Here is a 22,788-nt window from a genome sequence, read left to right on the forward strand (position 1 = left end):
CTCCCCCCACCCCTCCCTCCCCCACCCCTCCCCGCCCCGCCCCTCTATCTGCGCATCGATCTTGCACTTTTCGTCGCCGCAGAAGCCGCGAATCGGGGCGAATCAGCGACCGAAAGTGCAAGATCGGCGCGCAGAGGGAGGGAGGGAGGGGTTAGGGGGTTAGGACTGCTTCTTGGAGGAGGCGGCGGGTGAGGGTCAGGCGGTCGGTGTCGGTGTCCAGGGCGGGGAGGTCGCCTACCCGGGTCACCTCGCCGGTGAGCAGGGCGCGCAGGGCGGGTTCGCAGTAGGCGGGCAGGGTGATGGTGCGGTCGAACAGGCGCAGGGTGACCTGGTCGCCGGTGAGGGTCAACTGCCAGCGCAGGCCGGGGCGGACGGTGACCCGACTGTCGACCGTCAAGGTGGCCAGGGCGGCGGCCTGGGCCAGGGGACGGATCGGGGCGGGTCGGGACGCCGACCAGGCCCGCTGCCGAAGCCGGGCGGCCACCGCCGCCGGGTCGGCGTGCGACAACCAGTCGCGCAGCGCCTCGACGGTCTCGGTGAGTTCCGGCTCGATGGCCTCCGGGTCGGCCAGGTCCATGCCGAAGGGCAGGGTGGCCCGCAGCCGGGGGTCCTCGGTGGCCAGGGCCAGCAACTCCTCGACCAGGGCGTACCGGGTCAGGGCCCGGACGCCGACGGTGAGGTGCAGGGAACTGGACTCCTGCGCCTGGGCGCTGTGCAGCCAGCCCCGGGGCAGATAGAGCGCGTCACCCGGCCCCAGCACCACGTCCAGGGTGGCCGGTCCCGCGGCGGTGGCGGCGACCTCGTCGGCCCGTCCGCCCCACGGTTGGCGCTCCAGCGGATCGGGCAGCACCGGCGGGTGGATCCGCCAATGTTTGCGCCCGTCGACCTGGAGCACGAACACGTCGTGGGTGTCGTAGTGGGTGGCGAAGCCCTGGCTGCCCGGCGGGGTCAGGTAGGCGTTGACCTGCAACGGCTGCCCCACCGCCAGGCTCAGGTCGCGGGTGAAGTCGATCAGAGGTGGCCAGTTGCGGTGCAGACCCTGAAGCACCAGGGTGGCGCCCCCGGCGTACAACTGGAGGATCTTCTCGTCCAGGACCTGGTCGCCGATCTCGGCGCCGGCGCCACCGCCGCCGGTGTAACGCGCCGCCGGCAGCACCTGGCCGTCCTTGGCCACCCGCAGGAAGGGGGTACGCAGACCACGGCGGCTGAGCAGTTCGTCGGCGTCCTCCGGGCTCAGCAGGTCGTTGAAGCCGGCCGGGTTGGGCAGTTCGGCGGCGCGGGACAGCAGCGGGGTGTGTCCCCAGTGGGCGGTGGCGAACTTCTCCGGCTCGACGCTGACACAGCGGGCCAGCGCGGAGGTCGGGTACGCAACCGCCGGGCGGACACCGCCGCCCGGCGCATCGAGTCGCGTCATCGTGCTCGGTCGTCAGGCCGCACCGTCGGCACCACCGTCGTGCTGACCCGGCGTGGCACCACCATCGGCCGGACCCTCGGCGGCGCCGTCCGCCCCACCATCGTGCTGACCCGGCGTCGCACCACCGTCAGCCGGACCCTCGGCGCTGCCGTCCGCCCCACCATCGTGCTGACCCGGCGTCGCACCACCGTCAGCCGGACCCTCGGCGCTGCCGTCCGCCCCACCGTCGTGCTGACCGGGGGTCGCGCCGCCGTCGGCCGGGCCTTCCAGGCCGCCGCCGCTGGTGCTCTGGATGTCGTCGTCGTTGAGTGGCATCGTGCTCCCTCGGATGAAACCAGCCCCCGCCGTCGGTGGGGTTTGCCGTGCCGCGCGTGGTACCCCACGCGCGATCTTCTCTAAACCAGTGCCACCCACCGTAGACGCCGATTCGCCGCGACACGCCCGGTTCGCCCCGCTCGGTACCCCCACCCGAGGGACCGGCGTGCGGGCTGCGGTGGCGAAGGTCGATTCCGGTGCAATACGGCCGACAGTGACAGGATGGGGCGAGCCGAGCAGTACGGAGGTGGCGATGACCGAAGCACTGGAACCCCTGGAGCCGGTGACCGAGGACTGGCAGCGCGCCCTGGCGATCGTGGCCCATCCCGACGATCTGGAGTTCGGCGCCGCCGCCGCGGTGGCCCGCTGGACCGGGCAGGGTAAACAGGTGGTCTACTGCCTGGTCACCAGCGGGGAGGCCGGCATCGACGGGATGCCACCACCGCAGGCCCGACAGGTACGCGAGCAGGAGCAGCGCGACTCCGCGGCCCTGGTGGGGGTGGACACGGTCGAGTTCCTGGGCCTGCCCGACGGGATCCTGGAGTACGGGGTGCCCCTGCGCCGGGAACTGGCCGCCGTGGTCCGTCGACACCGGCCGGAGATCGTGATCACCAACAACTTCCGGGCCACCTGGGACGGCGCCGACACCCTCAACCAGGCCGATCACATCGCGGTGGGACGGGCCACCCTGGACGCGGTACGCGACGCCGGCAACCGGTGGATCTTCCCGGAGCAGTTGACCGAGGCGATCGAGCCGTGGGGCGGGGTACGCCAGGTCTGGGCGGCCTCCTCTCCCCGGTCGAAGCACGGGGTGGACACCACCGAGACCTTCGACAAGGGGGTGGCCTCCCTGCTGGCGCACGAGGCGTACCTGACCGGGCTGGGTGACGGCAGCTTCGACGCCGAGGAGTTCCTGGAAGGTGGGGCCCGACCGGTCGGCACCCGGCTGGGGGTGCGCTACGGCACCTCGTTCGAGGTGTTCCACTTCGACCTCTGGTAGGCCGGCAGGGTGGGTAGCCCGCGCCGTTACGCCGAAACGGCGGGATCCAGGGCTGCGGGAAACCGCCATTCCGGCGTAGCGAAGTCGATCAAGGTGAGCCGGACGGTCAGGGCATGAGCGGGACGAGATCCTCCGGCATGGTGGACCGGACGTCCTCCCATTCGCCCGGGGAGAGGTGCCGGCGCAGGGTGTCCAGCACCACCTGGACCACCCGCTGCGGGCCGCCCTGCGTGTCGTAGGGGAAGCCCTGACGCACCTCTTGGAGGAAGTCCTCCCGGTTCAGCTTGATCGGCACCTTCTCCGGCTGCCAGCCCTCGAAGTAGAGGCCCCGCACCAGCATCGGCAGTTGCGCGGAGAACTGGGCGCACTCCTGCACCGGCATCCGGTCGCGCAGCAGGTGCAGCACCGTACGCAGGGCCGCGTAGGACTGGTTGCGCTGCGCCTTGGGCCAGCCGTACGCCTGCTCGATGTCCTTGAGGATCAGGTTGGTCTTGTCCACCGAGGACTCTATCGCCGACTCGAACCGCTCAGCCATCTGTCCACCTCCGTAGGTCGGTCTCCCACCGTCGGTCGTCGGGGCGTCGCGGCGGCCCCACCGGCCCGGGTCGCGGGCGGATCGGGCTGCCCAGCCCGGGACCTGCCCGCCGAGCCCGGTCGGCTGCCCCGACGACCCGCAGGACGGCGTTCCGCCGCCGATGCGGTGTCACCGTCATCGCCATCCACCTCCGTGCGGTCGTCTCGCGCGGACGATCTCCGCGCTGCCACCACCCTGCGCCGAGGCGAGGTGACCCACCCTCACCCCCTCCGGGTGAGATGCCCCGGCGGCGGTCAGTCGGATTCGGTCAGCAGGGCCTGGAGTTGTTTGGCGTTGACCTGGGCGTAGTCCCGGTAGCAGTTGTTCATCAACACCTGGGTCTGCCGGGTCTGATCGGCCAGTTCGCGCAGCTTGGGGGCCCAGTCGGCCAACTCCCGCTTCGAGTAGCGGTAACCGAACTTCTCGTGGATGTCGCGGCTGGTCCACTTGTCGCTGTGGCCGTGGAAGCGGACCACCGCCAGATCCGAGGTGGCCGCCAGCACCGGCGGAACAGAGGACCGGTGTCCCTGCGGCATGTCCACGCTGACGTAGGCCAACCGATGCTCACGCAGGAAGTCCAGGGTCTCGGCGGCGTTGTCCCCGTCGAACCAGGAGGCGTGCCGGAACTCGAAGACCGGACGCAGCGGCGCGCAGCGCCGGGTCACCTCCAGCAGGTACTGCTTGTTGTCCCGGCGCAGGGTGAACCAGGGTGGGAACTGGAACAGCAGGGCGCCGAGCTTGCCCGCCTCGACCAGGGGGTCCAGGGCGCTGAGGAACCGGGTCCAGACCTCCTCGTACGCCTGCGGGGGCAGGTCGTCCGGGTAGAGGTTGCGTTTGTCCGTGGCCGGCCGCAGATCCTGGTAGATGGCGCTGACCTTGGTGGGGTGGCCGGTGAGCAGGCTGAAGGCCTTGATGTTGAAGGTGAAGCCGGGCGGGGTGCGGTCGGCCCAGAGCCGGGCGGTCCGCTCAGCCGGCGGGGAGTAGTAGGTGGCGTCGACCTCGACCAGCGGGAACTGCCGGGCGTAGTAGGCCAGCCGCTTCTCCGGGGTGTCCGCCGTCTGGGGGTACCACCCGGAGTCCAGCAGGGTGCGGTCGGTCCAGGAGGCGGTCCCCACGGTGATCTCGCCCATGGGTGCCCTGCTCCGCGTTCCGGACCGACCGCCGACCGCTCCCGCTCACGCGGCCCGACGTTCCCGGGTCTGCTTGCAGGTCACGCAGGTGGTGGCCGATGGGAAGATCTCCAGCCGCTCCACCGGGATGGGTGCCGTGCAGCCCTCGCAGAAGCCGTAGGTGCCCTCGTCGAGCCGGGTCAGGGCGTGCTCGAACTGGGCCCGGCGGTCGAGGATGGTGCGCAACAGCGACTGCGCGGTGTCCCGTTCGGCGGTCTTGGTGCCGCTGTCGGCCTGGTCGTCGCCCGCGGTGTCGCCGACCTCCACCAGCCGCAGCACCTGGCTCTGCTGCACGGCCTGCTCGTACTCCTCGGACAGTTCGGCGTAGCGGGCCTGAAGGGAGAGCCGAATCTGGTCGATCTCCGCCTGGGATCGGCCCGTGCCGACCGTGTCGTGGACGAGCATGGCTGCCTGCCTTCCTGGGACTCATCGTCATCGCGGATGGGACCACCCCACCCGGTCATACCGCCCCGGCTGGTGATCACCCGGGCGCTGTGAGCCCCGCGATTACCCCGGTGGCCCGAAGGTCAAACCGCGTCCGGCACGGATTCCACGATCGCCGGCCGGCGCGGGTCCTCCAACCGGACCACCAGATCGGCGAAGGTGGCCGGGGCCACCTCCTCGGCGTAGCGGGCGTGGGCCGGCAGGGTCCAGGCCAGGTCGGCAGGGGTACGCCGTTCCAGGGCGGCGGCCGACATCTCCAGGTGCACGGTGATCTCGAAGGGCAGCCCTCCGCCGAGCAGGAAGGCGCCGCTGACCAGGACGATCCCGTTCGGGGGCAACTCGACGTATTCGGCCCGGCTGGCCCGGTCCGTGCGTGGGTCCCACAGGGAGGGCAGGATCCGCCCGTCCCCGTCCGGCCCGGCCGGATCGAGCACCTCCCGGCGCAGTCCGGCCTCGTCCACCCAGCCTTCGTAGTACGAGTCCGGGTTGGTCCGGCCCCGCTCCAGGCGTACCGAGGCGGGGCGCAGGAAATCCTCGGAGCGGAGGTGCCGGGCCGGGCGACCCCACGCCCGCAGCGGATCCACCAGGGCCGCGGCGATCTCCTCGGGGCGGGCGGCGCTCGGGCCGTCCACGGCCACCCGCAGGCGCCGGGTCGGGTCGGTGTCGGCGAGTCGCTGCGCCAGTTCGGTGACCAGTCGCTGCGGGGAGATGGGACGCACACGCATCCGACAATCCTGCCCGGTGATCCTCGGACCGATCGCCCGTGGCGCTCAGCCGGTCTCGTCCAGGGTGACCCGGGCCTCGTCGGCCAGCCGGTAGCCGACCCCGTAGACCGTGGTGACCAGGGGGACGTCCACCCCGACCTTGCCGCGCAGTCGGCGTACGTGCACGTCGACCGTACGCACACCGGCGTGTTCGTAACCCCAGACGGCGTTGAGCAGCTGAAGCCGGGTGAACACCCGACGGGGATGCACCACCAGGTGCAGCAGCAGGTCGAATTCCAGCCGGGTCAGCGGCAGCGGCTCGCCGTCGCGCAGCACCGACCGTGAGGAGGCCAGGATGTGCAGGGTGGGGATGGTCGGGGCGAGGGGTCGGGTCGGTGCCCGCCCGGCCGGTACGACCTCGGTGCGCCGCTCCGGCACCGCCGGGCCCCCGTTGACGATCGTGCCCTCGCCGTTCTCCAGCAGCTCCCTGGCGGCTTCCAACAGCTGGCGGGCGGCCGGGGTCAGGGACTCCTCACAGGCCAGCGGAATCGACAGGGTGACCGTGATGACCGGGGTCGCGCTGCTGGTGGGGCGGCGTTGACCGCCGGGTGGCCGACCGGGGACCGCTGGTTGGGACGTATGCCATCCGGCGCGCGACGAAGCGGGGCTGACCGACATGGTCCTCCTAGGCTGGTCCGGGCTTTCCCCACGGCCCCGGGACGCCGCTTTATCGATGTTTCCCGGCGCCGGTGTGCGGGTCAAGGGGCGGCTGCGTTGTGTGAATGTGACAATTGGCCGACACTTCGGAGCCGTCCGCTCGCTCTGCGTACGAGGCCAGATGATTACAGCAGAGTCGCCAACTTGACCCGATACGGGGGGTCGACACCGGAGTTCACCTTTCGTCGGGAGCCACGATCACCTGCCCGAACGGGGCCTGCTTAACTGCCCAGACTCCGGGTCCGGACCTGGTCAGCGTGGCGCGGCCCCGACCGGGACCCGCCACGCTGGACGTCGACTCAGCGTTCGACGCTCACCCGGGCATCGTCGGCCAGTCGGTAGCCGACACCGTGGACGGTGGTCAGCAGCGGCGTACCGGGGCCGAGTTTGGCGCGTAACCGACGCACGTGCACGTCCACCGTGCGGGCCACCGCGTGGTCGTACCCCCAGACCTGGTTGAGCAGCTGGAGGCGGGTGAAGACCCGCCGGGGCCGCTCGGCCAGGAACAGCAGCAGGTCGTACTCGATGCGGGTCAGCGGGATCACCCGGTCGCCCTGCCGGACGGTCCGGGGTCCGGTGAGGATGCGCAGGACGCTCGGATCGGCCGGCGGGGCGGCGACCGGGTCGCCGGACAGCCGCCCCTCCCCCGACTCGGCCAGTTCGCCGAGCAGTTCCACCAGCCGATGCAGGCGCGGGCTCGTCGCCGCGGCGGCCAGGTCGACCGTGATGGTCAGGGTGGGTCCGGTGCGTCGCCGGAGGAGGCGACCCCGGTGGGTACGGCCGGAGGGGTGTTGGCGTGGGGTGATGGCGACGACGGACACGACGGCCTCCTGGGGGCTACCGCCACGCCGGGTGGGCGTGGCTGATCAGTGGGACACCCGGCCGGCGGTCGCCGGGGGCGCGGGGGTGGACGGGCGGATCAACGAGGTGGGGCCCAGCACCGGCAGGCCGGCGATCCGCCAGGCGGCGAAGCCACCGATCACGTCGGTGGCCCGGAACAGGCCGAGATCCTGCAACGACGCGGCGGCCAGCGAGGAGGTGTAGCCCTCCTGACAGAGCACCATCACGGGCAGGTCGTAGCCGACCGCCTGGGGCAGCCGGGCGGGACACCGGGGGTCGAAGCGCCACTCCAGCACGTTGCGTTCGACCACCAGGGACCCGGGCACGGTGCCGTGCGCGGCCCGCTGCGCGGCCGGTCGGATGTCGACCAGCAGGGCCCCGCCCCGGTACGCCAGGTGGGCCTGCTCCGGGTCGAGCCGGTCCAGCCGGGCCCGGGCGGCGCTGAGGATCTCCTCGATCCCCCGGGAGCCCGGCGGGGGCGTCGGACAGTGGGCGGCGGGGTCGGTCTGCGGCATCATCGTTCCTTCCAGGTGTTGCGCGGGTGAAGGGGGTTCACCATGCCACGCCGGCCTCGGCCACCTCGGTGACGCGCAGCCGACCTCCGTCCAGGTGGTAGCGGGTCATCCGACGCAGGGCGGGGCGGTAGACGTGCACGCTGACCGCCGGCTCGGGATGCCGGTTGGTGACCATGTGCACGTGCCGGGGGCCGAATCGGCGGCCGGTGCCGGCGGCCAGCAGATGTGGACGCAGCCCCGCCCCGCTGACGGTCTGCTCGGTGAGCACTCCCGAGGCGACCAGGAAGGCCCCGGAGGAGCCGCCGTGGTCGTGCAGGTCCGTGCCCTGTCCGGGCAACCAGCTCAGGGCCCACACCTCGTGGTCGTCGTCGGCGGCCAGCCGGGCGTACCACCGGGTGGCCGGGTCGAAGCGCAGCGGTACCGGCCAGCGGGTCGGGTCACCGGCCCAGCGCCGGGCGACGGCGAGCAGGTCGGGTTCGGTGGCGAACAGGGCAGGCATGAGGTCCCTCGCGATGGTCGGCAGGATCCCCACCAGTCTAGGATGCAAACCCTATAGGTTTAGTAGGTTATCCCGAATGCCGGGACATGATTCCTTCGACGGCTACCGCATCCCCAGCCAGTGAGGGGCACGGATGGCCGGGCCGAGCGCCCCCTCGGCGGGGCGACTAACCTGACCCGGTGAGCGAGGAACTCGACGCCGAGACCCTGGAGTTCGCGCACCGGATGTTCGACCTGGCGCGCGACGGGGCCACCGCCGAACTGTCCGGGTACGTCGACGCGGGGCTGCCGGTCAACCTGACCAACGACAAGGGCGACACCCTGCTGATCCTGGCGGCGTACCACGCCCACCCGGAGACGGTGGCCGCGCTGCTAGACCGGGGGGCCGACCACACCCGGACCAACGACCGGGGACAGACGGCCCTGGCGGCGGCGGTGTTCCGCAGCAACGCCGAGGCGGTACGCGCCCTGCTGGCCGCCGGCGCCGACCCGGACCACGGCAACCCCTCCGCCGTGGAGACCGCGCAGTTCTTCGACCTGTCCGAGATGCTCACCCTGCTGCGTCCCGCCTGACCTCAACGCCGGGCCTCGATGAGGAAACGCCTGGCGTGGGCCACGAAGGGGCCTTCGGCGCGGATGCGCTCGTGTAGCCGGGCCAACGCCGGCCGGTGGGCGGCCACGGTGAAACCGGGCACCGTCCAGACCACCTTGCGCAGGAACCAGACCACGGCGCCGATGTCGTGGAACACCGTACGCAGGGTGGCCGTACGCAGGTCGACGACGGTCAGCCCGGCCGCCTCGGCGGCGGCGACCGCCTGCTCCGGGTGCCGGTGGGCCGGGGGCGGCAGCGGCCCCAGGATCGCCTCGCTGAGTTCGCGTACGGTGCCCGGCCCGATCTGCTGGGACAGGAACGTCCCACCGGGCCGCAGCACGCGCGCCACCTCGGGCCAGTCGGTGTGCACCGGATGCCGGCTGACCACCAGGTCGAAGGCGCCGCTGCGCAGCGGCAGCGGCGCGTGCGGACCCACCGCGACCACCCGGGCCCCGATCGGGGCTAGCCGGGCCCGGGCCACCGGCACGTTCGGCGGCCAGGCCTCGGTAGCCACCAGCAGCCGCGGCGGGTGGGGCACCTCGGCGAGCACCTCTCCCCCGCCGGTGTCGATGTCCAGCGCCGTGTCGACCGTCGCCATCCGCTCCGCCACCAGGCGGGCGTACCCCCAGGGTGGACGCTCCTCGGTGGCCCGTCCGGTGAGCCAGTCGAAGGCCCAGCCCTCGACCGGCGCGGTCGCCCCCTCAGCGACCAACTCCTCGAAACTCGCCTGCCTGGACACAGGGCTCAGGGTCTCCGGAGTGGCTGACCGGTGGCAACGCCTTTACCCGGGTGCCCCCCGGGCCCGGCGGGCTACCGACGAGGGCGGACGATCTCGACCGTCCGGGCGTCGACGCCACTGAGGGCGGCGGCACGCGGGGTGCCGGAGCCACGCAGGGCGTCGAAGCTGGTCGGCTCCGCCCGACCGGGCTCGTAGTGGCGCATCAGCCGGGCGCCCAGGGCCACCCCTAGACCCCCGACGGCCAGGGCGAGCACCTCGACCACCAGCAGTACGGCGGTCGCACCCCGGGTCGGCGACTCCGCCCGCACCAGGCAGGAGAGCAGGAACAGCCCGGCCATGCCGGCGTTGACCAGGTTGAAGCTGATCGCGGTACTGCGGGTCCGGTCCGGCGGCACGTCCCACAGGTCGACCATGCCGGCCGCCGTGGTCAGTCCCGCCGCCACCAGGGCGGCCACCACGGTCCAGTAACCGACCTCGCCGAGCAGGGCCGGGCCGCCGACCACCTGGGCGAAGTCGAAGATGGTCGCGCAGACGAACAGCCCGTACGGGAACGTCACCAGCATCGGTTGAATGGGGTGCCCCTGCACCCGCAGTCGGCTCTGCATCGTTCCCCCCTGGGATTGGAATCAGCCCACCAGTCCAGGGTGCTACCCGGGGGCCACCAGGGCGAAACGAGAGCCGGGCTCAGTCGTCCGAGGTCGGGAACTCAGTTGTCCCGAGGACGGGAGACCGTGCTGACCAGCCGCTCGGCCACCTCCCGCAACGGGATGGACAGCGATGTGGCCGCGCTGCGCAGCACCTCCAGGGCGTCCTCCGGGGGGCAGCCCCGCTGGGTCATGATCACCCCGATGGCCTGGCCGATCACCCCCTCGCCGAGCAGGGCGGCGTCCCGGGCGTCGGCCTGGGCGCTGCGCCGCTGCCGGTCCCGTACGGCGGCCAGCAGCAGACCGGCCTGCTCGGCCAGGAGCATGGCGGTGAGCTGGTGGCCGGTGGTCAGGGCGTCCGACCGGTCGGCGTAGAGGTTGATCGCCCCGATCACCTGCTCGTCCACGTCGACCGGGGCGGAGATCACCCCGTGTACCCCCAACTCGGTGGCCTGGGCCCGCCAGTGCGGCCAGCGGGGCTCGGTGGCCAGGTTCTCCGCCCGGACCATCTCCCGCAGCCGGATGGCGTCCATCGCCGGGGTGTCGGAGCTGTACCGCAGGTCGTCCAGCCCGCTCATCGGGGCGTCGGAGGCGGCCACCCCGACCGGCTCACCGGCCCGCAGGGCGGTGAACCCGCACCAGTTGACCCCCGCGATGGCGTCCCGGGTGATGCGGACCAGGGCGGACAGCGCCTCGTCGAAATCGTCCAGACCGATCAGTCCGGCGGTCAGCTCCCGCAACAGGGCCGCCGTCTCCAACACGCCGAGGGTCTCCATCAGCGGTGGACTCGTCTCCAGGTTCACCGACCCGCAGCCCCCGTACGCCTGGCCAGCGTCCTCACGGTCTCCTCCTCGGCTCCGAGACAGGCACCAGGGCGGCCCCGACGGCGACCCTGGCGTCAACGACCCGCCCTACTACCCGCCACAACTATGGTCGAAACGGTGCAAAGCGGGGCCCCTCCCAGGGTACGGGTACCTCCGGGAGGGGCCGCGACCGGATCGGTCGGTACGCCTCAGCGAGCGCCCGCTCCGCTGAGCCGTCGACCGACCGAGGCGATCAGCCGGTCCAGTTCGGAGCCGAACGGGTTGTCGTGCACCAGGTAGGTCCAGGTGGCGGTCGGCCGGACCAGCTCCGCCGCGTCCGGCTGCCAGTCCTCGTCGAACTCGGTCTCGGCGAAGGTGGCCAGGGTGCGCGCCTCGATCTCCGGGACCAGGTTGGTGAAGGCCGGCACGGCCGCCCGGTGGAACTCGTCCAGGGGGTCCAGTCGGCCCAGGGCGCGCAGGTGCACCCCCTCGCGGACCTCGGACAGCTCGGCCAGGTGGTCGGCCCAGAGCCGGTCGAGGTGGTAGAGGGCGATCGACCGGGCCACCCGGGCGAGCAGGTCCTCGTCCATCTCGCCGGCCTTCTCCGGCATCTTGTCCAGCAGCATCAGGGCGGCGACGTCGCTGGTCAGCAGCCGTTCCCGACGCTCGGCCAGGGCCTTGCGCTGCTGCTCGATCACCACGCTGTAGCGCCAGGTGTTGCGGTGGATCTCGTGGTTGACCCCTTCGGCGACCCGCTGGGCGTGCTCCACGGCGTAGTCCACCTGCGGGTCGGTGACCAGACCGTCGGCGTTCATCCGGGGCGACGGCGGGACGGTGTCGCCGGCGTGCCGCACGACCAGGTCGTCCTCCAGGCTGACGAAGAAGACCGACCCACCCGGGTCGCCCTGCCGGCCGGCCCGTCCGCGCAGCTGGTCGTCGACCCGGCGGCTGTCGTGCCGGCCGCTGCCGATGACGTAGAGGCCGCCGAGTTCGGCGACCCGCTCCTGGTCGCTCTGGTCGCTGCCGCCGAGGCGGATGTCCACCCCTCGACCGGCCATCTGGGTGGAGACGGTCACCGCGCCGTGGGCACCGGCCTCGGCGATGATCGCCGCCTCCTCGTCGTCGTTCTTGGCGTTGAGCACCACGCACGGCACCCCGACGGCGCCCAGCCCGGCGGCCAGCTGCTCGGACTCCTTGACGTCCAGGGTGCCGACCAGCACCGGGCGTCCGGCGGCGTGGCAGCGCTGGATCTCGTCGATCAGGGCCTCGTCCTTCTCCGCCCGGGTGGCGTAGATGCGGTCCGGCTCGTCCACCCGCACGCAGGGGGTGTTCGGCGGGATCACCGCGACCTCCAGCCCGAAGAACTCCCGCAACTGGTCGCCGACCAGCACGGCGGTGGCGGTCATGCCGCACACCTTCGGGTAGAGACCGATGAACGCCTGCACGGCGATGGTGCCCAGCACCTCACCCTCGGCGGTGGCGTCCAGGCCCTCCTTGGCCTCGACCGCCGCCTGCAACCCGTCCGGCCAGCGGCGGCGCTGGGCCACCCGGCCGCGCATCTCGTCGATCAGCTCCACGGAGCCGTCGCGGACGATGTAGTCGACATCGCGGTGCAGCAGGGCGTGCGCGTGCAACGCCACGTTGACCGCGGAGAGCTGCTCGACGTTCTCCTCGTCGTACAGGTCGATGCCGAGCTTGGCCTCGACGGCGGCCAGGCCGGCGGAGGTGAAGGCGACACTGCGGCCGTCCTCGGCCACCGTGTAGTGCTTGCCCTTGCGCAGGCCGCGCACCAGGGCGGCGGCGGCGTGCACCGGGTCCTGCTCGCCGGGGACCGAGCCGGCGAGGACCATCGGCACCCGGGCCTCGTCGATCAGGATCGAGTCCGCCTCGTCGACGATCGCGGTGCGCAGGGCCGGCTGGACCCGGTCGGCTACGTCGGTGACGAGCTGGTCACGCAGGAAGTCGAAACCGGCCTCGCTGACGGCCACATAGGTGACGTCACAGGCGTACGCGGCCCGCCGCTCCGCCGGGGTCGAGGCCTCGTTGACCCAGCCCACGGTGAGCCCGAGCAGGGTGTAGACCGGCTCCATCCACTGCGCGTCCCGGCGGGCCAGGTAGTCGTTGACCGTCAGCACGTGCACCGGGCCGTTGCCCAGCCGCACATGCCCGTAGGCGGCGATGGCCGCGGTCAGGGTCTTACCCTCACCGGTGGCCATCTCGGCGACCTTGCCGGACAGCAGCGACATCGCGCCGAGCAGCTGAACGTCGTACGGCCGCTGGTCGAGGCCGCGGCGGGCGGCCTCGCGCCCAAGGGCGCAGATCTCCTCGTAGGTCGAGGCCACCCCTGCCGCCTCGGTCAGCTCCGCGTCGTCGAAGGCCTGGACCTTCTCCTCGCGGGCCTCGATGGCCGGCAGCAGCTTCTCCAGCGGGGCCAGGTCGACCGTGGTCCCCGGGCGCTGGAGGAACCGGCGGAACCTGGTCTTCAACCGTTGCGACACACCCATGAGCGGCAACGGTACGCGACCGGAGGCCTCTTTCGCGCCCTCCCCGGCGCGCCTTGAGGTTACGCCCAGGTAGCCCGGCCGCCGCGTCGTCCGGACCGACCGCCTCGGCGACCCGGGGCGACCCCGGCTGACCAGGGCGAGGAGCAGGGCGCAGAGTCGGGCGTAAAGCAGCACCGCAATCAAAGCTTCACCGGCCGGGAACCTGCCTGGAGCAGGGCTGTGATCAAGCTAGAGACAGCGATCCGGTTAGCTAACACGGAGCACCGGGGAATCCCGGTGCTCCCGCGAAGGGGGTGCCTGTGCGGAACACCGAACCTCTGGTCTCGCCGGTTGTCGAGGCCTGGGCCACCTACCGGACCAGTTCCGCCGCGGACTGGCCGACTCGGCGGCTGCTGCGGGCCAAGGGGGGCAGCCGGGTCAGTGTGGTGTTGCCGGCCCGCAACGAGGAGGCCACCGTCGGGGCCATCGTGTCGACCATCCGCGAACATCTGGTGGACCGGGTGCCCCTGGTCGACGAGTTGATCGTGGTGGACTCCCGCTCGACCGACCGCACCGCCCAGGTGGCCCGGGCGGCCGGGGCGGAGGTGGTCAGCCAGGACGCGATGACCCACGGGCTGCCCCGGCTGACCGGCAAGGGCGACGCCCTGTGGGCCGGGCTGGCCGCCGCCGAGGGGGATGTGGTGGCCTTCATCGACGCCGACCTGCGGGAGTTCCGCCCTCACTTCGTCACCGGGCTGCTCGGCCCCCTGCTCACCGACCCCTCGGTGGACTTCGTGAAGGGGTTCTACCACCGGCCGCTGATCGGCCGGAACGCGGTGGAGGCCGACGGGGGTGGCCGGGTTACCGAGTTGATGGCCCGCCCCATGCTCAACCTGTTCTGGCCGGAACTGGCCGGTTTCGTGCAGCCCCTGGCCGGTGAGTACGCGGGCCGCCGCGAGGTGCTGGCCCGGGTGCCCTTCGTCTCCGGCTACGGTGTCGAGACCGCCATGCTGATCGACCTGCTCGAACTCGTCGGCCTGGACGCCCTGGCCCAGGTCGACCTGGGTGAACGCAAGCACCGGCACCAGGACACCGCCGCCCTGGGGCGGATGTCCGCCCAGATCATGCTGACGGTCTGGTCCCGGTTGCAGCGTCGGGGCTGGGCCAGCCCGGAGATGCTGCCCACGGCCGTGCTGACCCAGTTCCGCCGGGGTGGCTCCGAGGCGCTGCCGAACCTGGACCGGGAGATCGTCGTCAGTGACGTACGGGTCGAGGAACGGCCGCCCCTGGCCGAACTGCGCCACCGGTTGCCACGCCGGGTGGCCGCGGCGTGACCCGCCCCACATGACGGCCCACCCGGCCCGGGGAGGCCGTTTCGGTGGGCGGGACGCCGGGTAGTTGACAGCCCTGCGACACCGGCGGAACGAGGGCGGAGATGGCGAGCCGGATCACCTGCGACGTGGACGACGGGACACCTGTCACCGTCGTACGCCTCGCCGGCAGCCTGGATCTGACCACCACCCGCCAGGCCTTCGCGGCGCTGGACCGGTGTCTGGCCACCCAGCCCGACGCGCTCGTGGTGGACCTGACCGGGCTGACCGTGCACGACCCGTTGGCGGTGGCGGTGTTCACCGCGGCGGCGCGGCAGGCCGCGGGCTGGCCGGTGGTGCCGATGGTGATCTGCGCGCCGTACCCGGACCCGGCCGCCTCGCTGGCCGCCTCCCCGGCCTGCCGGGTGGTGCCGGTACGCCATGACTGCGACGAGGCGGCCCGGGTGGCGGGGGCCTCGGCGGTGCCGAGGGTGCGGCTGCGGCTGGAGCCGGTGGCGGCGGCCTGCCGACGCGCGCGGGAACTGGTCGCCGAGGCCTGCGCCCGGTGGGATCTGCCCGCGGCCGTCGAACCGGCCTCGATCGTGCTCAGCGAACTGGTCGGCAACGTGGTCCGGCATGCCGGCACCCCGATGCAGGTGACCTTGACCCTGCGTCGGCCCTGGCTGCACCTGACCGTGGTCGACGGCAGCCCCGAGACGGCCGAGCCCGGCCGTCCCGGTGAGCGCGACGAGGGTGGCCGGGGCCTGCTGCTGGTCCGTGAACTGGCCGCCCGGTGGGGTAGCGCACCGGCCGGCGACGGAAAGGCCGTCTGGGCAACACTACTGGCGAATTGACCGAATTCCCCCCTCTCGCCTGGTTACATGGTCGGCGGGTCGGGTAGTCACGCCCGTCCTTTGGCGTCGTCGACGGGGTGGAAGCATCATGCCCAAGCGGGTACCGACCGAGACCGGCCAGGACCGTGGGCCGGCCATCCTCGCACCGGCCCAGTTCGGCGGCTATCCCGGCGCCCTGAACAAGACCCTGCCGGGCGGCAAGCTGGTCCGGTTCCTGGTCACCACCGATCACAAACAGATCGGGCTGCTCTACCTGATGACCTCGTTCGGCTTCTTCCTGGTGGCCGGGATCGAGGCGATGCTGATCCGCGCGGAACTGGCCCGGCCGGGCATGCAGTTCCTCTCCCCCGAGCAGTACAACCAGCTGTTCACCTCGCACGGCGCGGTGATGCTGCTGCTGTTCGCCACCCCGGCGGCGTTCGGATTCGGCAACTACATCGTGCCGATCCAGATCGGCGCCCCGGACGTGTCGTTTCCCCGGCTGAACGCGCTGGCCTACTGGCTGTACCTGTTCGGCGGACTGATGGTCATCGGCGGATTCCTCACCCCCCAGGGGACGGCCGACTTCGGCTGGACCGCGTACACCCCGCTGAGCAGTGCCCAGCACTCCCCCGGGGTCGGCGCGAACATGTGGGTGGTCGGCCTGGTCGTCTCCGGGCTGGGCACCATCCTCGGCGCGGTCAACCTGATCACCACGATCCTGACCCTGCGGGCACCCGGCATGACCATGTTCCGGATGCCGATCTTCACCTGGAACATGCTGTTCACCAGCGTGCTGGTGATCCTGGTCTTCCCGCTGCTGGCCGCCGCGCTGCTGGCGTTGAGCGCCGACCGGCTGCTGGACGCGCAGGTCTACAACGCCGACACCGCCGGGCCGATGCTGTGGCAGCACCTGTTCTGGTTCTTCGGCCATCCCGAGGTCTACATCATCGCGTTGCCGTTCTTCGGCATCATCACCGAGATCATCCCGGTCTTCTCCCGCAAGCCGCTCTTCGGCTACACCGGCCTGGTGCTCGCCACCGCCGCGATCACCGTGTTGTCGATGACGGTGTGGGCACACCACATGTTCACCACCGGCCAGGTGCTGCTGCCGTTCTTCGCCATCCTCAGCTATCTGATCGCCGTACCGACCGGGGTCAAGTTCTTCAACTGGATCGGCACGATGTGGAAGGGGCAGATCACCTTCGAGACCCCGATGCTGTTCGCCATCGGCTTCCTGGTGACCTTTCTGCTGGGTGGACTCACCGGGGTGCTGCTGGCCAGCCCGCCGGCCGACTTCCACACCCACGACAGCTACTTCGTGGTGGCCCACTTCCACTACGTGCTGTTCGGCACGGTGGTGTTCGCCCTCTTCGGCGGCTTCTACTTCTGGTGGCCGAAGATGACCGGGCGGCTGCTCGACGAGCGGCTCGGCAAGCTGCACTTCTGGACCATGTTCATCGGTTTCCACGGCACCTTCCTGGTGCAGCACTGGCTGGGCAACGAGGGGATGCCCCGCCGGTACGCCGACTATCTGCCCACGGACGGTTTCACCACCCTGAACACGATCTCCAGCATCTTCTCCTTCGTCCTCGGCGCCTCCACCCTGTTCTTCATCTGGAACGCCTGGAAGTCGTGGCGGTTCGGCGCAGTGGTGACCGTGAACGACCCCTGGGGTTTCGGCAACTCGCTGGAGTGGGCCACCACCTGCCCACCACCGCTGCGCAACTTCGACCAGATGCCCCGGATCCGCTCCGAACGCCCGGCCTTCGACGCCAAGTACGGGCCCTACGTCTCCGATCTGGGTAGTGACCTGCCGCAACGGACCACCCGCCCACCCCAGGAGCTGCACGACGAGATGCACTGGGAGAAGCACCGGCCCGAGTCGCCCAGCGCCGAGGGGGCGCACGGCGCCCAGGAGGCCACCGCCTACCACCCCGATCCCCGCTCCGGAGCCCGACCGGTCGAGGTGCCGGAACCGGACGAGGTGCTCCGGCCCCGCTTCGAGGAGACCGACGAACCGGAGGACAACCCCCTGGGCGCCGATCGCGGTCCACAGTCCTCCGAACGGTGGCGGCATCCGCGCGGCCACGGCGACACCCCGGACAACTGAGCGGGAGTACGCGCGTCAGCAGGGCGGCACCGGTCGGTGCCGCCCTGCTGACCGTCCGTCTCCGCCGGTCCGGGCGTCAGCGGGCCCGTACCGAGGCGGGACGGTTGGCCGTCGCCGACTCGGTCTCGGCGGTCCCGTTCTGCCAGGGTGGCGGGGTGTCCGCAAGCATCGCCTGACGCAGCCAGGTCAGGGCCCGCGACAGCAGCCGCGACACGTGCATCTGGGAGATGCCGAACCGGGCGGCGATCTCCGCCTGAGTCTGGTTGCCGTAGAACCGCATGGCCAGGATCCGCCGCTCCCGCCAGGGCAGGCGGTGCAGCAGCCCGCTGACGGTCACCCGGTCGTCGACCGACTCCAGCGCGATGTCCGACTCGCCCACCAGGTCACCGAACTCGGCCGAACTCTCCCCACCCACCGGCGCGTTCAGCGAGGCCGGGCTGTACCCGGCGGCCGACTCCAGGGCGGCGAGGATCTCCTCCTCCGGGGTCTCCAGCCGTTTCGACAACTCGGCCACCGTCGGGGCCCGGGACAGCTCACTGGTCAGGGCCGCCGTAGCCTGCCCCACCTCCAGGATCAGGTCCCGCAGCCGACGGGGCACATGCACACCCCAGGTGCGGTCCCGGAAATGCCGCTTGATCTCACCCACGATGGTGATCGCCGCGTAGGCGGTGAACGAGCCCCGTTCCGGGTCGTACCGGTCAACGGCGTTGACCAGACCCAACCGGGCCACCTGCTCCAGATCCTCCAGGGGCTCCCCACGCCCCCGGTACCGGCGCGCCAGACGTCCGGCGAAGGGCATCGCGAAGCGCACCAGGTCGTCGCGCGCCTCGTGGCGACGTTCCGGGGGCAACCCCTCGATCCGTGCCGCGTACGCCAGCGCCGCCGCGTCGAGGTCCTCCAGGCCCCGATCGGTGGATGGTGGTGTGGTCGTGGTGGTCTGTCCGAACATCCGCGCCTCCCTCAGGAAGGACCCCGCCCGGATTCGGCCGGCACCGCACCCGGGCGTGGACACGCACGGGCCGGTGGACTGGGTTACATGACTGGGATGCGAGCGGGCGACGGCCCTCTGCCACGCCAAGTGATCAGCCTGTCGCAGCCGGCGGTGTTCCCGCTCCGTAGGTACTCAATCACGGGAGCGCGGGTTCGCGAGGATGTTTCGCCAGGTCAGCGAACCCGTAGGCCGTGCGCGGCGCTGCCGGCCCGCAGCGCGGCCAGGGCGTCTGCCACCTCGATGCGGGGCGGGGTGGGCAGGTCGTACGGCTGGGCGCGGAGCACCTCGGTGGCCCGGCGGGTGGGTACCGAGGTGACCGGGTAGCCGCGGGCAGCCGTTCGGTCCAGGGCCCGACGACGGCGGCCGAAGCCGGCGACGGCCAGCCACTGCGGCAGCCCGGCCAGGGCCGGGGACCGCACCCCGGGCGGCTCCGGCAGGACGTCCACCGAGGTGAAGGGCTCGCTGCCGGCCAGCCACCATTCGGCCTGTTCGACACAGCGCCGGGTGGCGTTCTCGCACCAGTACGGCACCATGCCGGCGCGGACCACCTGCCAGGGGTCCAGCAGCCGGCCGCACTCGACCACCAGACGGTTGCCGGTCTTGCCGGCGGCCCGCAGCCAGCGGCGGTACAGGTCGGCGGTGGCCGCACTCAAGGCCGCGGGACTGGGGACGACGATCTGGTGCAGGGGATGTCCCTCGCGCCCGGCCCAGCCGGCGACACTGCTGTCGAAACCGGCCTCCACCCCGTGCTCGGCGCCCTCGGGCGGAGTGGAGATCTCCGGCGGCTCCCACTGCGCCCCGTCGCCCCCGGCGGACCGCAGCACCTGACGAAGGGTGTGACTGTCAGGGTGGAAGTCCACCGGGTCCAGCCCGCTGGCCGGGCAGCCCACCTGGAAGCTGTGCCCCTCGGCGGCCTCGAAGACCGGCCAGGTCCGGGCGTCGCGCAGCACCACCACCGGGGCCCCCGGTTCCAGCCGCTGCGCCAGAAAGCGCCGGTAGGCCTGCGGCAGACTCAGCCACCGGGCGGTCAGCGCCACCGTGGCCGAGGCCAGCGCGCCCCGGCTGGCCGGGCAGTGCACCTGCCGCAGGTGCAGGTCGGGGTTGCCGGCGAGCATCCGTCCGGCCAGGGCGGCGCCGTGGTCCAGGGCGGCCCGGGGGCGGTCCACGGAGCCCTTGGGCCAGTGCGCGACCATCTCGAACCCCGCCGGCAGCCAGGGCACCCCCAGGGCCACCGCCAGGTGGGCGGCGGCGCCGTGCGGCGAGCCCAGCAGCACCCCGGGGTAGCGGCCGGCCGGATACTGACCGACGAACCACTCCGCGACCCGGGCCGCGTCCACCTCGGCGGCCTGCCCGGCGGTCAGGGCCACCCGACCGGCGGAGCGTACGGCCACCGCCCGGCGGACCGGATCAGGAGTGCCGACGAACCGGGACATCGGTCCCACCTGGCCGAGATCGGCGCAGTCCTCCCCGCGCAGTCCCCGGGCGATGGCCGCGACCAGGACCCGGGCGGTACTGCCCATCGCCACCACCCGGTCACCGGCCAACCCGGCACCCGCCGCGATGACCTCCCGCCGCACCTTGCGCACCGGCCCCACCCTGCCCCGTTCGCTCACGCGCCCCGGCTTCCCGCCCGGATGCGGGTTAAACAGGGCATCACCCCACCCATCGGCATCAACCATCGGATCTTGACCGTTCCCGACACCACCCCACACCCCCACGCGGCGACACCCTCACGCGGCGATCATGCGCTTCCTGCCCCGACAAAGGGCGCAAACAGTGCATAAAGGCGACACAAAGTGCAAGATCGAGGGGCGAAGGGGGCGGGCGGGGCGACGAGGGCGGGGGGTGGGGTGGGTCAGGGGTGGGGGGTTGGGGGGACGTCGAGGACGGAGGGGCGGTCGGCGGTCAAGGCTTGGGTGACGGCGGGGCCTAGCAGGGGCGGGCGGGTGACGCGTACGCCGTGCAGGCCCAGCAGGCGGGCCCAGCCGGCGTAGGGGACCTCGTCGGCCGGGTGACTGGCCCGGGTGTGCAGCACCAGCACGACCAGCCGGGGATCGGGCCACCTCGGCCAGCCCTGGGCGATGGTGACCAGCTCGGTGAACCCCTGTGCGCGCATCCCGTCGTCGGTGACCAGGGCGAACACCGGCCGGTCCGGGTCGGCCAGTTTGGCGGCCACGGCACAGGACAGCGCCGCCCCGGGGGCCTCGTGGGCGGCGCAGGCCAGGACCGTGGCGTCGGGCGGCAGTCGGCCGGTGTGGCGGATCAGGTCGGGTTCCCCGTCCACCGTCACCGTGGCCGCCGGGGGTAACCGGGCGGAGAGTTCCTCGACGACCGCCCCGGCCGGGTCGGCGGGGGTGGGCCGCGGGCCGCCCAGGGCACCGGGCAGCACCAGGCAGACCGGTCCCCGGCCGGCCAGGGCCGCGCGTACCGCCTCGTCCACCCGGGCCGGTGCCCGTCGCGGATCCTCGACATGCCACACCTGTCGGCACAGCCCGGCGACCATCTGGTCGACCCGGACGGGGTCCTCCCCACCGATGATGGCCACCACCGGTGGGGTGTCCCGCCGGGCCGCGTCCAGGCCGCCGAGCAGCCCGTACGCGGCCGGTCCGGCCGGACTCAGGCAGATGCCGACCCCGCCGGTGAGCCGGGCGTGCGCGATGGCCATGGCGGCCGCGTTCCCGCCGTGTCGTACGGGCACCAGCTCCGGTTCACCGCCGGCCGCGTGCAACGCCTCGACCAGTTCCGCGACCGGCTCCCCGGGGATGCCGAACACCCGTGGTACCCGCCAGGCCGCCAGCCGTGCGACGACCGTGTCCGACAGCCGTGGATCAGGCACCGCCCCGTCCCGGAGTGGCGGGGTCTACGTACCGCAGCACCGCACCCACTCCGTCCGCCAGTTCCGGCGCCTCGTCGGGGCCGAGGACGGTCAGTTCCGCGTCCGTGCCCACCAGGGCGCGGACCAGGGCCGCGTCGGCGCGTACCCGCTCGGGGTCCCCGACCCCGGGAAGCTGATCCGGCTCGGTGGCGATGTCGGTGGCGGCCGGGCCGATCCACAGCTCACCGTCGGCGGAGGCGTCGTCCACGATCAGCATGGTGTCGACCTGGTTACGCTGCAGGGCGGCCACCACGGCGTCGAGCCCGGCGCCGACATCCTCCTGCATGCCGAAGCGGTCCAGGGCCGCGCTGATCCGCTGGTCGGCGACCTCGGCGACGGTCTGCACGGTGATGTCGTCCAGCAGGGTCTGGTCGGCGCCCCCGGCCCGGGAGCCGGCATCGGTGCGTACCACCAGGTCCTGCCAGCGCTGCGGCATCTGTGCGGCGATCACGCCGGTGGCGCGGATGTCCCCGGCGACCACGACCACCTCGGCGCCGACCCGTTCGGCCAGCTCCACGGTGGCGGCGGTGACATCTCCGGCGTTGTGGTGCCACGCCTCCATGGCGGCGCGCTGGTAGCGCGACTGTGACCAGCCGCCGGGCTGGACCCGGCGCAACTGGAAGTCCTCCCGGCCGACGACCTGGGCCCGACGCGGCACCCCACCGGCGCTCACCGACATCGCGTCGGCCCCGGTGCGGTCGGCCAGCACCCGAACCCAGGCCACCTGCTCGCCGCGTTGGGCCAGCAGCGGCATGACGTGCGGCAGCGCCGAGTAGGCGGCCAGGTCACGACGCGGCGGGGCGGACAGGTACTCGGAGAGCACCACCCGGCCCCGGGTGCCGAAGACGGCCAGGCCGTAGTCGCCGGGCATGGGATCGTGACCCCGGATCACCCGGTCGATGGCGGCGATCGTCGGCTCGTCGGCACCCTGCTCGGCCAGTCGCCGTTGCAGGTCACGCCAGCGCAGATCCAGTGCCGCGTGGGCGTCCTCGGTGTCCAGGGAGGCGTCCAGGTAGACCGAGCACCACGGACCAGGACGGTCGTAGAGCGGGCGCAGAAAAGACAACTGCATGCTCGACCCCTTTCCAGCTCGGCCCCGCGCTTACCCGCCCCACCCGGCTTGTCACCTCCTCGACGCCGGGTGACCGACCGCATGACCCATCACATGACCGAATTTCATTCATGTTGATCAATCGTGTGGATCGATACGATCTG

Annotated in this window: 23 protein-coding genes; 5 read left to right on the top strand and 18 right to left on the bottom strand. The window is 72.1% G+C overall.

All coding sequences use genetic code 11. The features are described from left to right. Positions 1 to 151: 151 nt before the first annotated feature. Complete coding sequence (locus tag ACGFIK_RS04690; protein WP_327025510.1) at positions 152 to 1,414, bottom strand: JmjC domain-containing protein; 1,263 nt, start codon at positions 1,412 to 1,414, stop codon at positions 152 to 154. 12 nt (positions 1,415 to 1,426) lie between these two features. Further along, entirely contained in the window at positions 1,427 to 1,729 is a 303-nt protein-coding gene (locus ACGFIK_RS04695) for a hypothetical protein (RefSeq protein ID WP_327025509.1), read from the bottom strand. 253 nt (positions 1,730 to 1,982) lie between these two features. On the opposite strand from ACGFIK_RS04695, the gene ACGFIK_RS04700 reads away from it, so the two are divergent. Beyond that, positions 1,983 to 2,729 (top strand): PIG-L deacetylase family protein, encoded by a 747-nt coding sequence (locus ACGFIK_RS04700; protein ID WP_327025508.1) that lies wholly within the window; start codon positions 1,983 to 1,985, stop codon positions 2,727 to 2,729. A 106-nt stretch (positions 2,730 to 2,835) separates the two neighbouring features. Here ACGFIK_RS04700 and ACGFIK_RS04705 read toward each other — a convergent pair whose 3' ends face one another. From ACGFIK_RS04705 to ACGFIK_RS04740, 8 genes are all read right to left on the bottom strand, one after another. Then, positions 2,836 to 3,264 (bottom strand): DUF2267 domain-containing protein, encoded by a 429-nt coding sequence (locus ACGFIK_RS04705; RefSeq protein WP_327025507.1) that lies wholly within the window; start codon positions 3,262 to 3,264, stop codon positions 2,836 to 2,838. A 293-nt stretch (positions 3,265 to 3,557) separates the two neighbouring features. Beyond that, complete coding sequence (locus tag ACGFIK_RS04710; RefSeq protein WP_327025506.1) at positions 3,558 to 4,433, bottom strand: DUF72 domain-containing protein; 876 nt, start codon at positions 4,431 to 4,433, stop codon at positions 3,558 to 3,560. A 45-nt stretch (positions 4,434 to 4,478) separates the two neighbouring features. After that, positions 4,479 to 4,877, bottom strand: coding sequence for a TraR/DksA C4-type zinc finger protein (locus ACGFIK_RS04715; RefSeq protein WP_327025505.1), 399 nt, complete (start codon positions 4,875 to 4,877; stop codon positions 4,479 to 4,481). Between the two features lie 122 nt (positions 4,878 to 4,999). After that, positions 5,000 to 5,641, bottom strand: coding sequence for a uridine kinase (locus tag ACGFIK_RS04720; RefSeq protein ID WP_327025504.1), 642 nt, complete (start codon positions 5,639 to 5,641; stop codon positions 5,000 to 5,002). Positions 5,642 to 5,686: 45 nt separating this feature from the next. Continuing rightward, positions 5,687 to 6,298, bottom strand: coding sequence for a winged helix-turn-helix domain-containing protein (locus tag ACGFIK_RS04725; RefSeq protein ID WP_327025503.1), 612 nt, complete (start codon positions 6,296 to 6,298; stop codon positions 5,687 to 5,689). 338 nt (positions 6,299 to 6,636) lie between these two features. Further along, complete coding sequence (locus ACGFIK_RS04730; protein ID WP_327025502.1) at positions 6,637 to 7,158, bottom strand: winged helix-turn-helix domain-containing protein; 522 nt, start codon at positions 7,156 to 7,158, stop codon at positions 6,637 to 6,639. 45 nt (positions 7,159 to 7,203) lie between these two features. Continuing rightward, positions 7,204 to 7,695, bottom strand: coding sequence for a rhodanese-like domain-containing protein (locus ACGFIK_RS04735; protein ID WP_327025501.1), 492 nt, complete (start codon positions 7,693 to 7,695; stop codon positions 7,204 to 7,206). Positions 7,696 to 7,729: 34 nt separating this feature from the next. Continuing rightward, positions 7,730 to 8,191 (bottom strand): cysteine dioxygenase family protein, encoded by a 462-nt coding sequence (locus ACGFIK_RS04740; protein ID WP_327027094.1) that lies wholly within the window; start codon positions 8,189 to 8,191, stop codon positions 7,730 to 7,732. A 179-nt stretch (positions 8,192 to 8,370) separates the two neighbouring features. Between ACGFIK_RS04740 and ACGFIK_RS04745 the strand changes: the two genes are divergently transcribed. Beyond that, a complete protein-coding gene (locus tag ACGFIK_RS04745; RefSeq protein ID WP_327025500.1) occupies positions 8,371 to 8,763 on the top strand; it encodes an ankyrin repeat domain-containing protein in 393 nt (130 codons plus the stop codon). A gap of 2 nt (positions 8,764 to 8,765) precedes the next feature. Here ACGFIK_RS04745 and ACGFIK_RS04750 read toward each other — a convergent pair whose 3' ends face one another. The 4 genes from ACGFIK_RS04750 to secA2 all read right to left on the bottom strand — a co-directional run bounded on the left by ACGFIK_RS04750 (position 8,766) and on the right by secA2 (position 13,472). Further along, complete coding sequence (locus ACGFIK_RS04750) at positions 8,766 to 9,521, bottom strand: class I SAM-dependent methyltransferase (RefSeq protein WP_327025499.1); 756 nt, start codon at positions 9,519 to 9,521, stop codon at positions 8,766 to 8,768. Positions 9,522 to 9,592: 71 nt separating this feature from the next. Then, the gene (locus ACGFIK_RS04755; protein ID WP_327025498.1) at positions 9,593 to 10,126 is read right to left on the bottom strand and encodes a DUF2231 domain-containing protein; all 534 of its coding nucleotides are present in this window, start codon (positions 10,124 to 10,126) and stop codon (positions 9,593 to 9,595) included. A gap of 101 nt (positions 10,127 to 10,227) precedes the next feature. After that, on the bottom strand, positions 10,228 to 10,968 hold the full coding sequence (locus tag ACGFIK_RS04760) for a GAF and ANTAR domain-containing protein (protein ID WP_327025497.1): 741 nt from the start codon (positions 10,966 to 10,968) through the stop codon (positions 10,228 to 10,230). Between the two features lie 209 nt (positions 10,969 to 11,177). Beyond that, complete coding sequence (gene secA2 / locus ACGFIK_RS04765; RefSeq protein WP_327025496.1) at positions 11,178 to 13,472, bottom strand: accessory Sec system translocase SecA2; 2,295 nt, start codon at positions 13,470 to 13,472, stop codon at positions 11,178 to 11,180. A 389-nt stretch (positions 13,473 to 13,861) separates the two neighbouring features. On the opposite strand from secA2, the gene ACGFIK_RS04770 reads away from it, so the two are divergent. The 3 genes from ACGFIK_RS04770 (at position 13,862) to ctaD (ending at position 17,707) form a co-directional block, all read left to right on the top strand. After that, complete coding sequence (locus ACGFIK_RS04770) at positions 13,862 to 14,785, top strand: glucosyl-3-phosphoglycerate synthase (RefSeq protein ID WP_393338502.1); 924 nt, start codon at positions 13,862 to 13,864, stop codon at positions 14,783 to 14,785. Between the two features lie 101 nt (positions 14,786 to 14,886). Next, a complete protein-coding gene (locus ACGFIK_RS04775) occupies positions 14,887 to 15,615 on the top strand; it encodes an ATP-binding protein (RefSeq protein ID WP_327025494.1) in 729 nt (242 codons plus the stop codon). 88 nt (positions 15,616 to 15,703) lie between these two features. Further along, positions 15,704 to 17,707: a cytochrome c oxidase subunit I gene (gene ctaD, locus ACGFIK_RS04780; RefSeq protein WP_327025493.1), complete on the top strand. Its 2,004-nt coding sequence runs from the start codon at positions 15,704 to 15,706 to the stop codon at positions 17,705 to 17,707. 76 nt (positions 17,708 to 17,783) lie between these two features. On the opposite strand, the gene ACGFIK_RS04785 is transcribed toward ctaD, so the two are convergent. The 4 genes from ACGFIK_RS04785 to ACGFIK_RS04800 all read right to left on the bottom strand — a co-directional run bounded on the left by ACGFIK_RS04785 (position 17,784) and on the right by ACGFIK_RS04800 (position 22,645). After that, positions 17,784 to 18,656, bottom strand: coding sequence for a SigB/SigF/SigG family RNA polymerase sigma factor (locus ACGFIK_RS04785; RefSeq protein WP_327025492.1), 873 nt, complete (start codon positions 18,654 to 18,656; stop codon positions 17,784 to 17,786). Positions 18,657 to 18,871: 215 nt separating this feature from the next. Further along, positions 18,872 to 20,218 carry a hypothetical protein gene (locus ACGFIK_RS04790; RefSeq protein WP_393338505.1) on the bottom strand — a complete coding sequence of 449 codons (1,347 nt, stop codon included), beginning with the start codon at positions 20,216 to 20,218 and terminating at the stop codon, positions 18,872 to 18,874. Positions 20,219 to 20,553: 335 nt separating this feature from the next. Further along, on the bottom strand, positions 20,554 to 21,534 hold the full coding sequence (locus tag ACGFIK_RS04795; RefSeq protein WP_393337731.1) for a thiamine pyrophosphate-binding protein: 981 nt from the start codon (positions 21,532 to 21,534) through the stop codon (positions 20,554 to 20,556). Then, on the bottom strand, positions 21,527 to 22,645 hold the full coding sequence (locus ACGFIK_RS04800; RefSeq protein ID WP_327025490.1) for a Vms1/Ankzf1 family peptidyl-tRNA hydrolase: 1,119 nt from the start codon (positions 22,643 to 22,645) through the stop codon (positions 21,527 to 21,529). Before ACGFIK_RS04800 ends, ACGFIK_RS04795 begins: the two co-directional genes overlap by 8 nt. Between the last annotated feature and the right edge of the window lie 143 nt (positions 22,646 to 22,788).

The sequence above is a fragment of the Micromonospora sp. NPDC048871 genome (assembly GCF_043198155.1).
GTDB lineage: Bacteria > Actinomycetota > Actinomycetes > Mycobacteriales > Micromonosporaceae > Micromonospora.

Excerpts from the sequence above, each read along its gene's own strand:
- ACGFIK_RS04790 (WP_393338505.1), bottom strand. The coding sequence starts at position 20,218 with ATGGGCAGTACCGCCCGGGTCCTGGTCGCGGCCATCGCCCGGGGACTG.
- ACGFIK_RS04800 (WP_327025490.1), bottom strand. The coding sequence starts at position 22,645 with ATGCAGTTGTCTTTTCTGCGCCCGCTCTACGACCGTCCTGGTCCGTGG.
- ACGFIK_RS04775 (WP_327025494.1), top strand. The coding sequence starts at position 14,887 with ATGGCGAGCCGGATCACCTGCGACGTGGACGACGGGACACCTGTCACC.
- secA2 (WP_327025496.1), bottom strand. The coding sequence starts at position 13,472 with ATGGGTGTGTCGCAACGGTTGAAGACCAGGTTCCGCCGGTTCCTCCAG.
- ACGFIK_RS04735 (WP_327025501.1), bottom strand. The coding sequence starts at position 7,695 with ATGATGCCGCAGACCGACCCCGCCGCCCACTGTCCGACGCCCCCGCCG.
- ACGFIK_RS04715 (WP_327025505.1), bottom strand. The coding sequence starts at position 4,877 with ATGCTCGTCCACGACACGGTCGGCACGGGCCGATCCCAGGCGGAGATC.
- ACGFIK_RS04725 (WP_327025503.1), bottom strand. The coding sequence starts at position 6,298 with ATGTCGGTCAGCCCCGCTTCGTCGCGCGCCGGATGGCATACGTCCCAA.
- ACGFIK_RS04695 (WP_327025509.1), bottom strand. The coding sequence starts at position 1,729 with ATGCCACTCAACGACGACGACATCCAGAGCACCAGCGGCGGCGGCCTG.
- ACGFIK_RS04785 (WP_327025492.1), bottom strand. The coding sequence starts at position 18,656 with ATGTTCGGACAGACCACCACGACCACACCACCATCCACCGATCGGGGC.
- ACGFIK_RS04700 (WP_327025508.1), top strand. The coding sequence starts at position 1,983 with ATGACCGAAGCACTGGAACCCCTGGAGCCGGTGACCGAGGACTGGCAG.
- ACGFIK_RS04740 (WP_327027094.1), bottom strand. The coding sequence starts at position 8,191 with ATGCCTGCCCTGTTCGCCACCGAACCCGACCTGCTCGCCGTCGCCCGG.
- ACGFIK_RS04755 (WP_327025498.1), bottom strand. The coding sequence starts at position 10,126 with ATGCAGAGCCGACTGCGGGTGCAGGGGCACCCCATTCAACCGATGCTG.
- ACGFIK_RS04705 (WP_327025507.1), bottom strand. The coding sequence starts at position 3,264 with ATGGCTGAGCGGTTCGAGTCGGCGATAGAGTCCTCGGTGGACAAGACC.
- ACGFIK_RS04690 (WP_327025510.1), bottom strand. The coding sequence starts at position 1,414 with ATGACGCGACTCGATGCGCCGGGCGGCGGTGTCCGCCCGGCGGTTGCG.
- ACGFIK_RS04720 (WP_327025504.1), bottom strand. The coding sequence starts at position 5,641 with ATGCGTGTGCGTCCCATCTCCCCGCAGCGACTGGTCACCGAACTGGCG.
- ctaD (WP_327025493.1), top strand. The coding sequence starts at position 15,704 with ATGCCCAAGCGGGTACCGACCGAGACCGGCCAGGACCGTGGGCCGGCC.
- ACGFIK_RS04710 (WP_327025506.1), bottom strand. The coding sequence starts at position 4,433 with ATGGGCGAGATCACCGTGGGGACCGCCTCCTGGACCGACCGCACCCTG.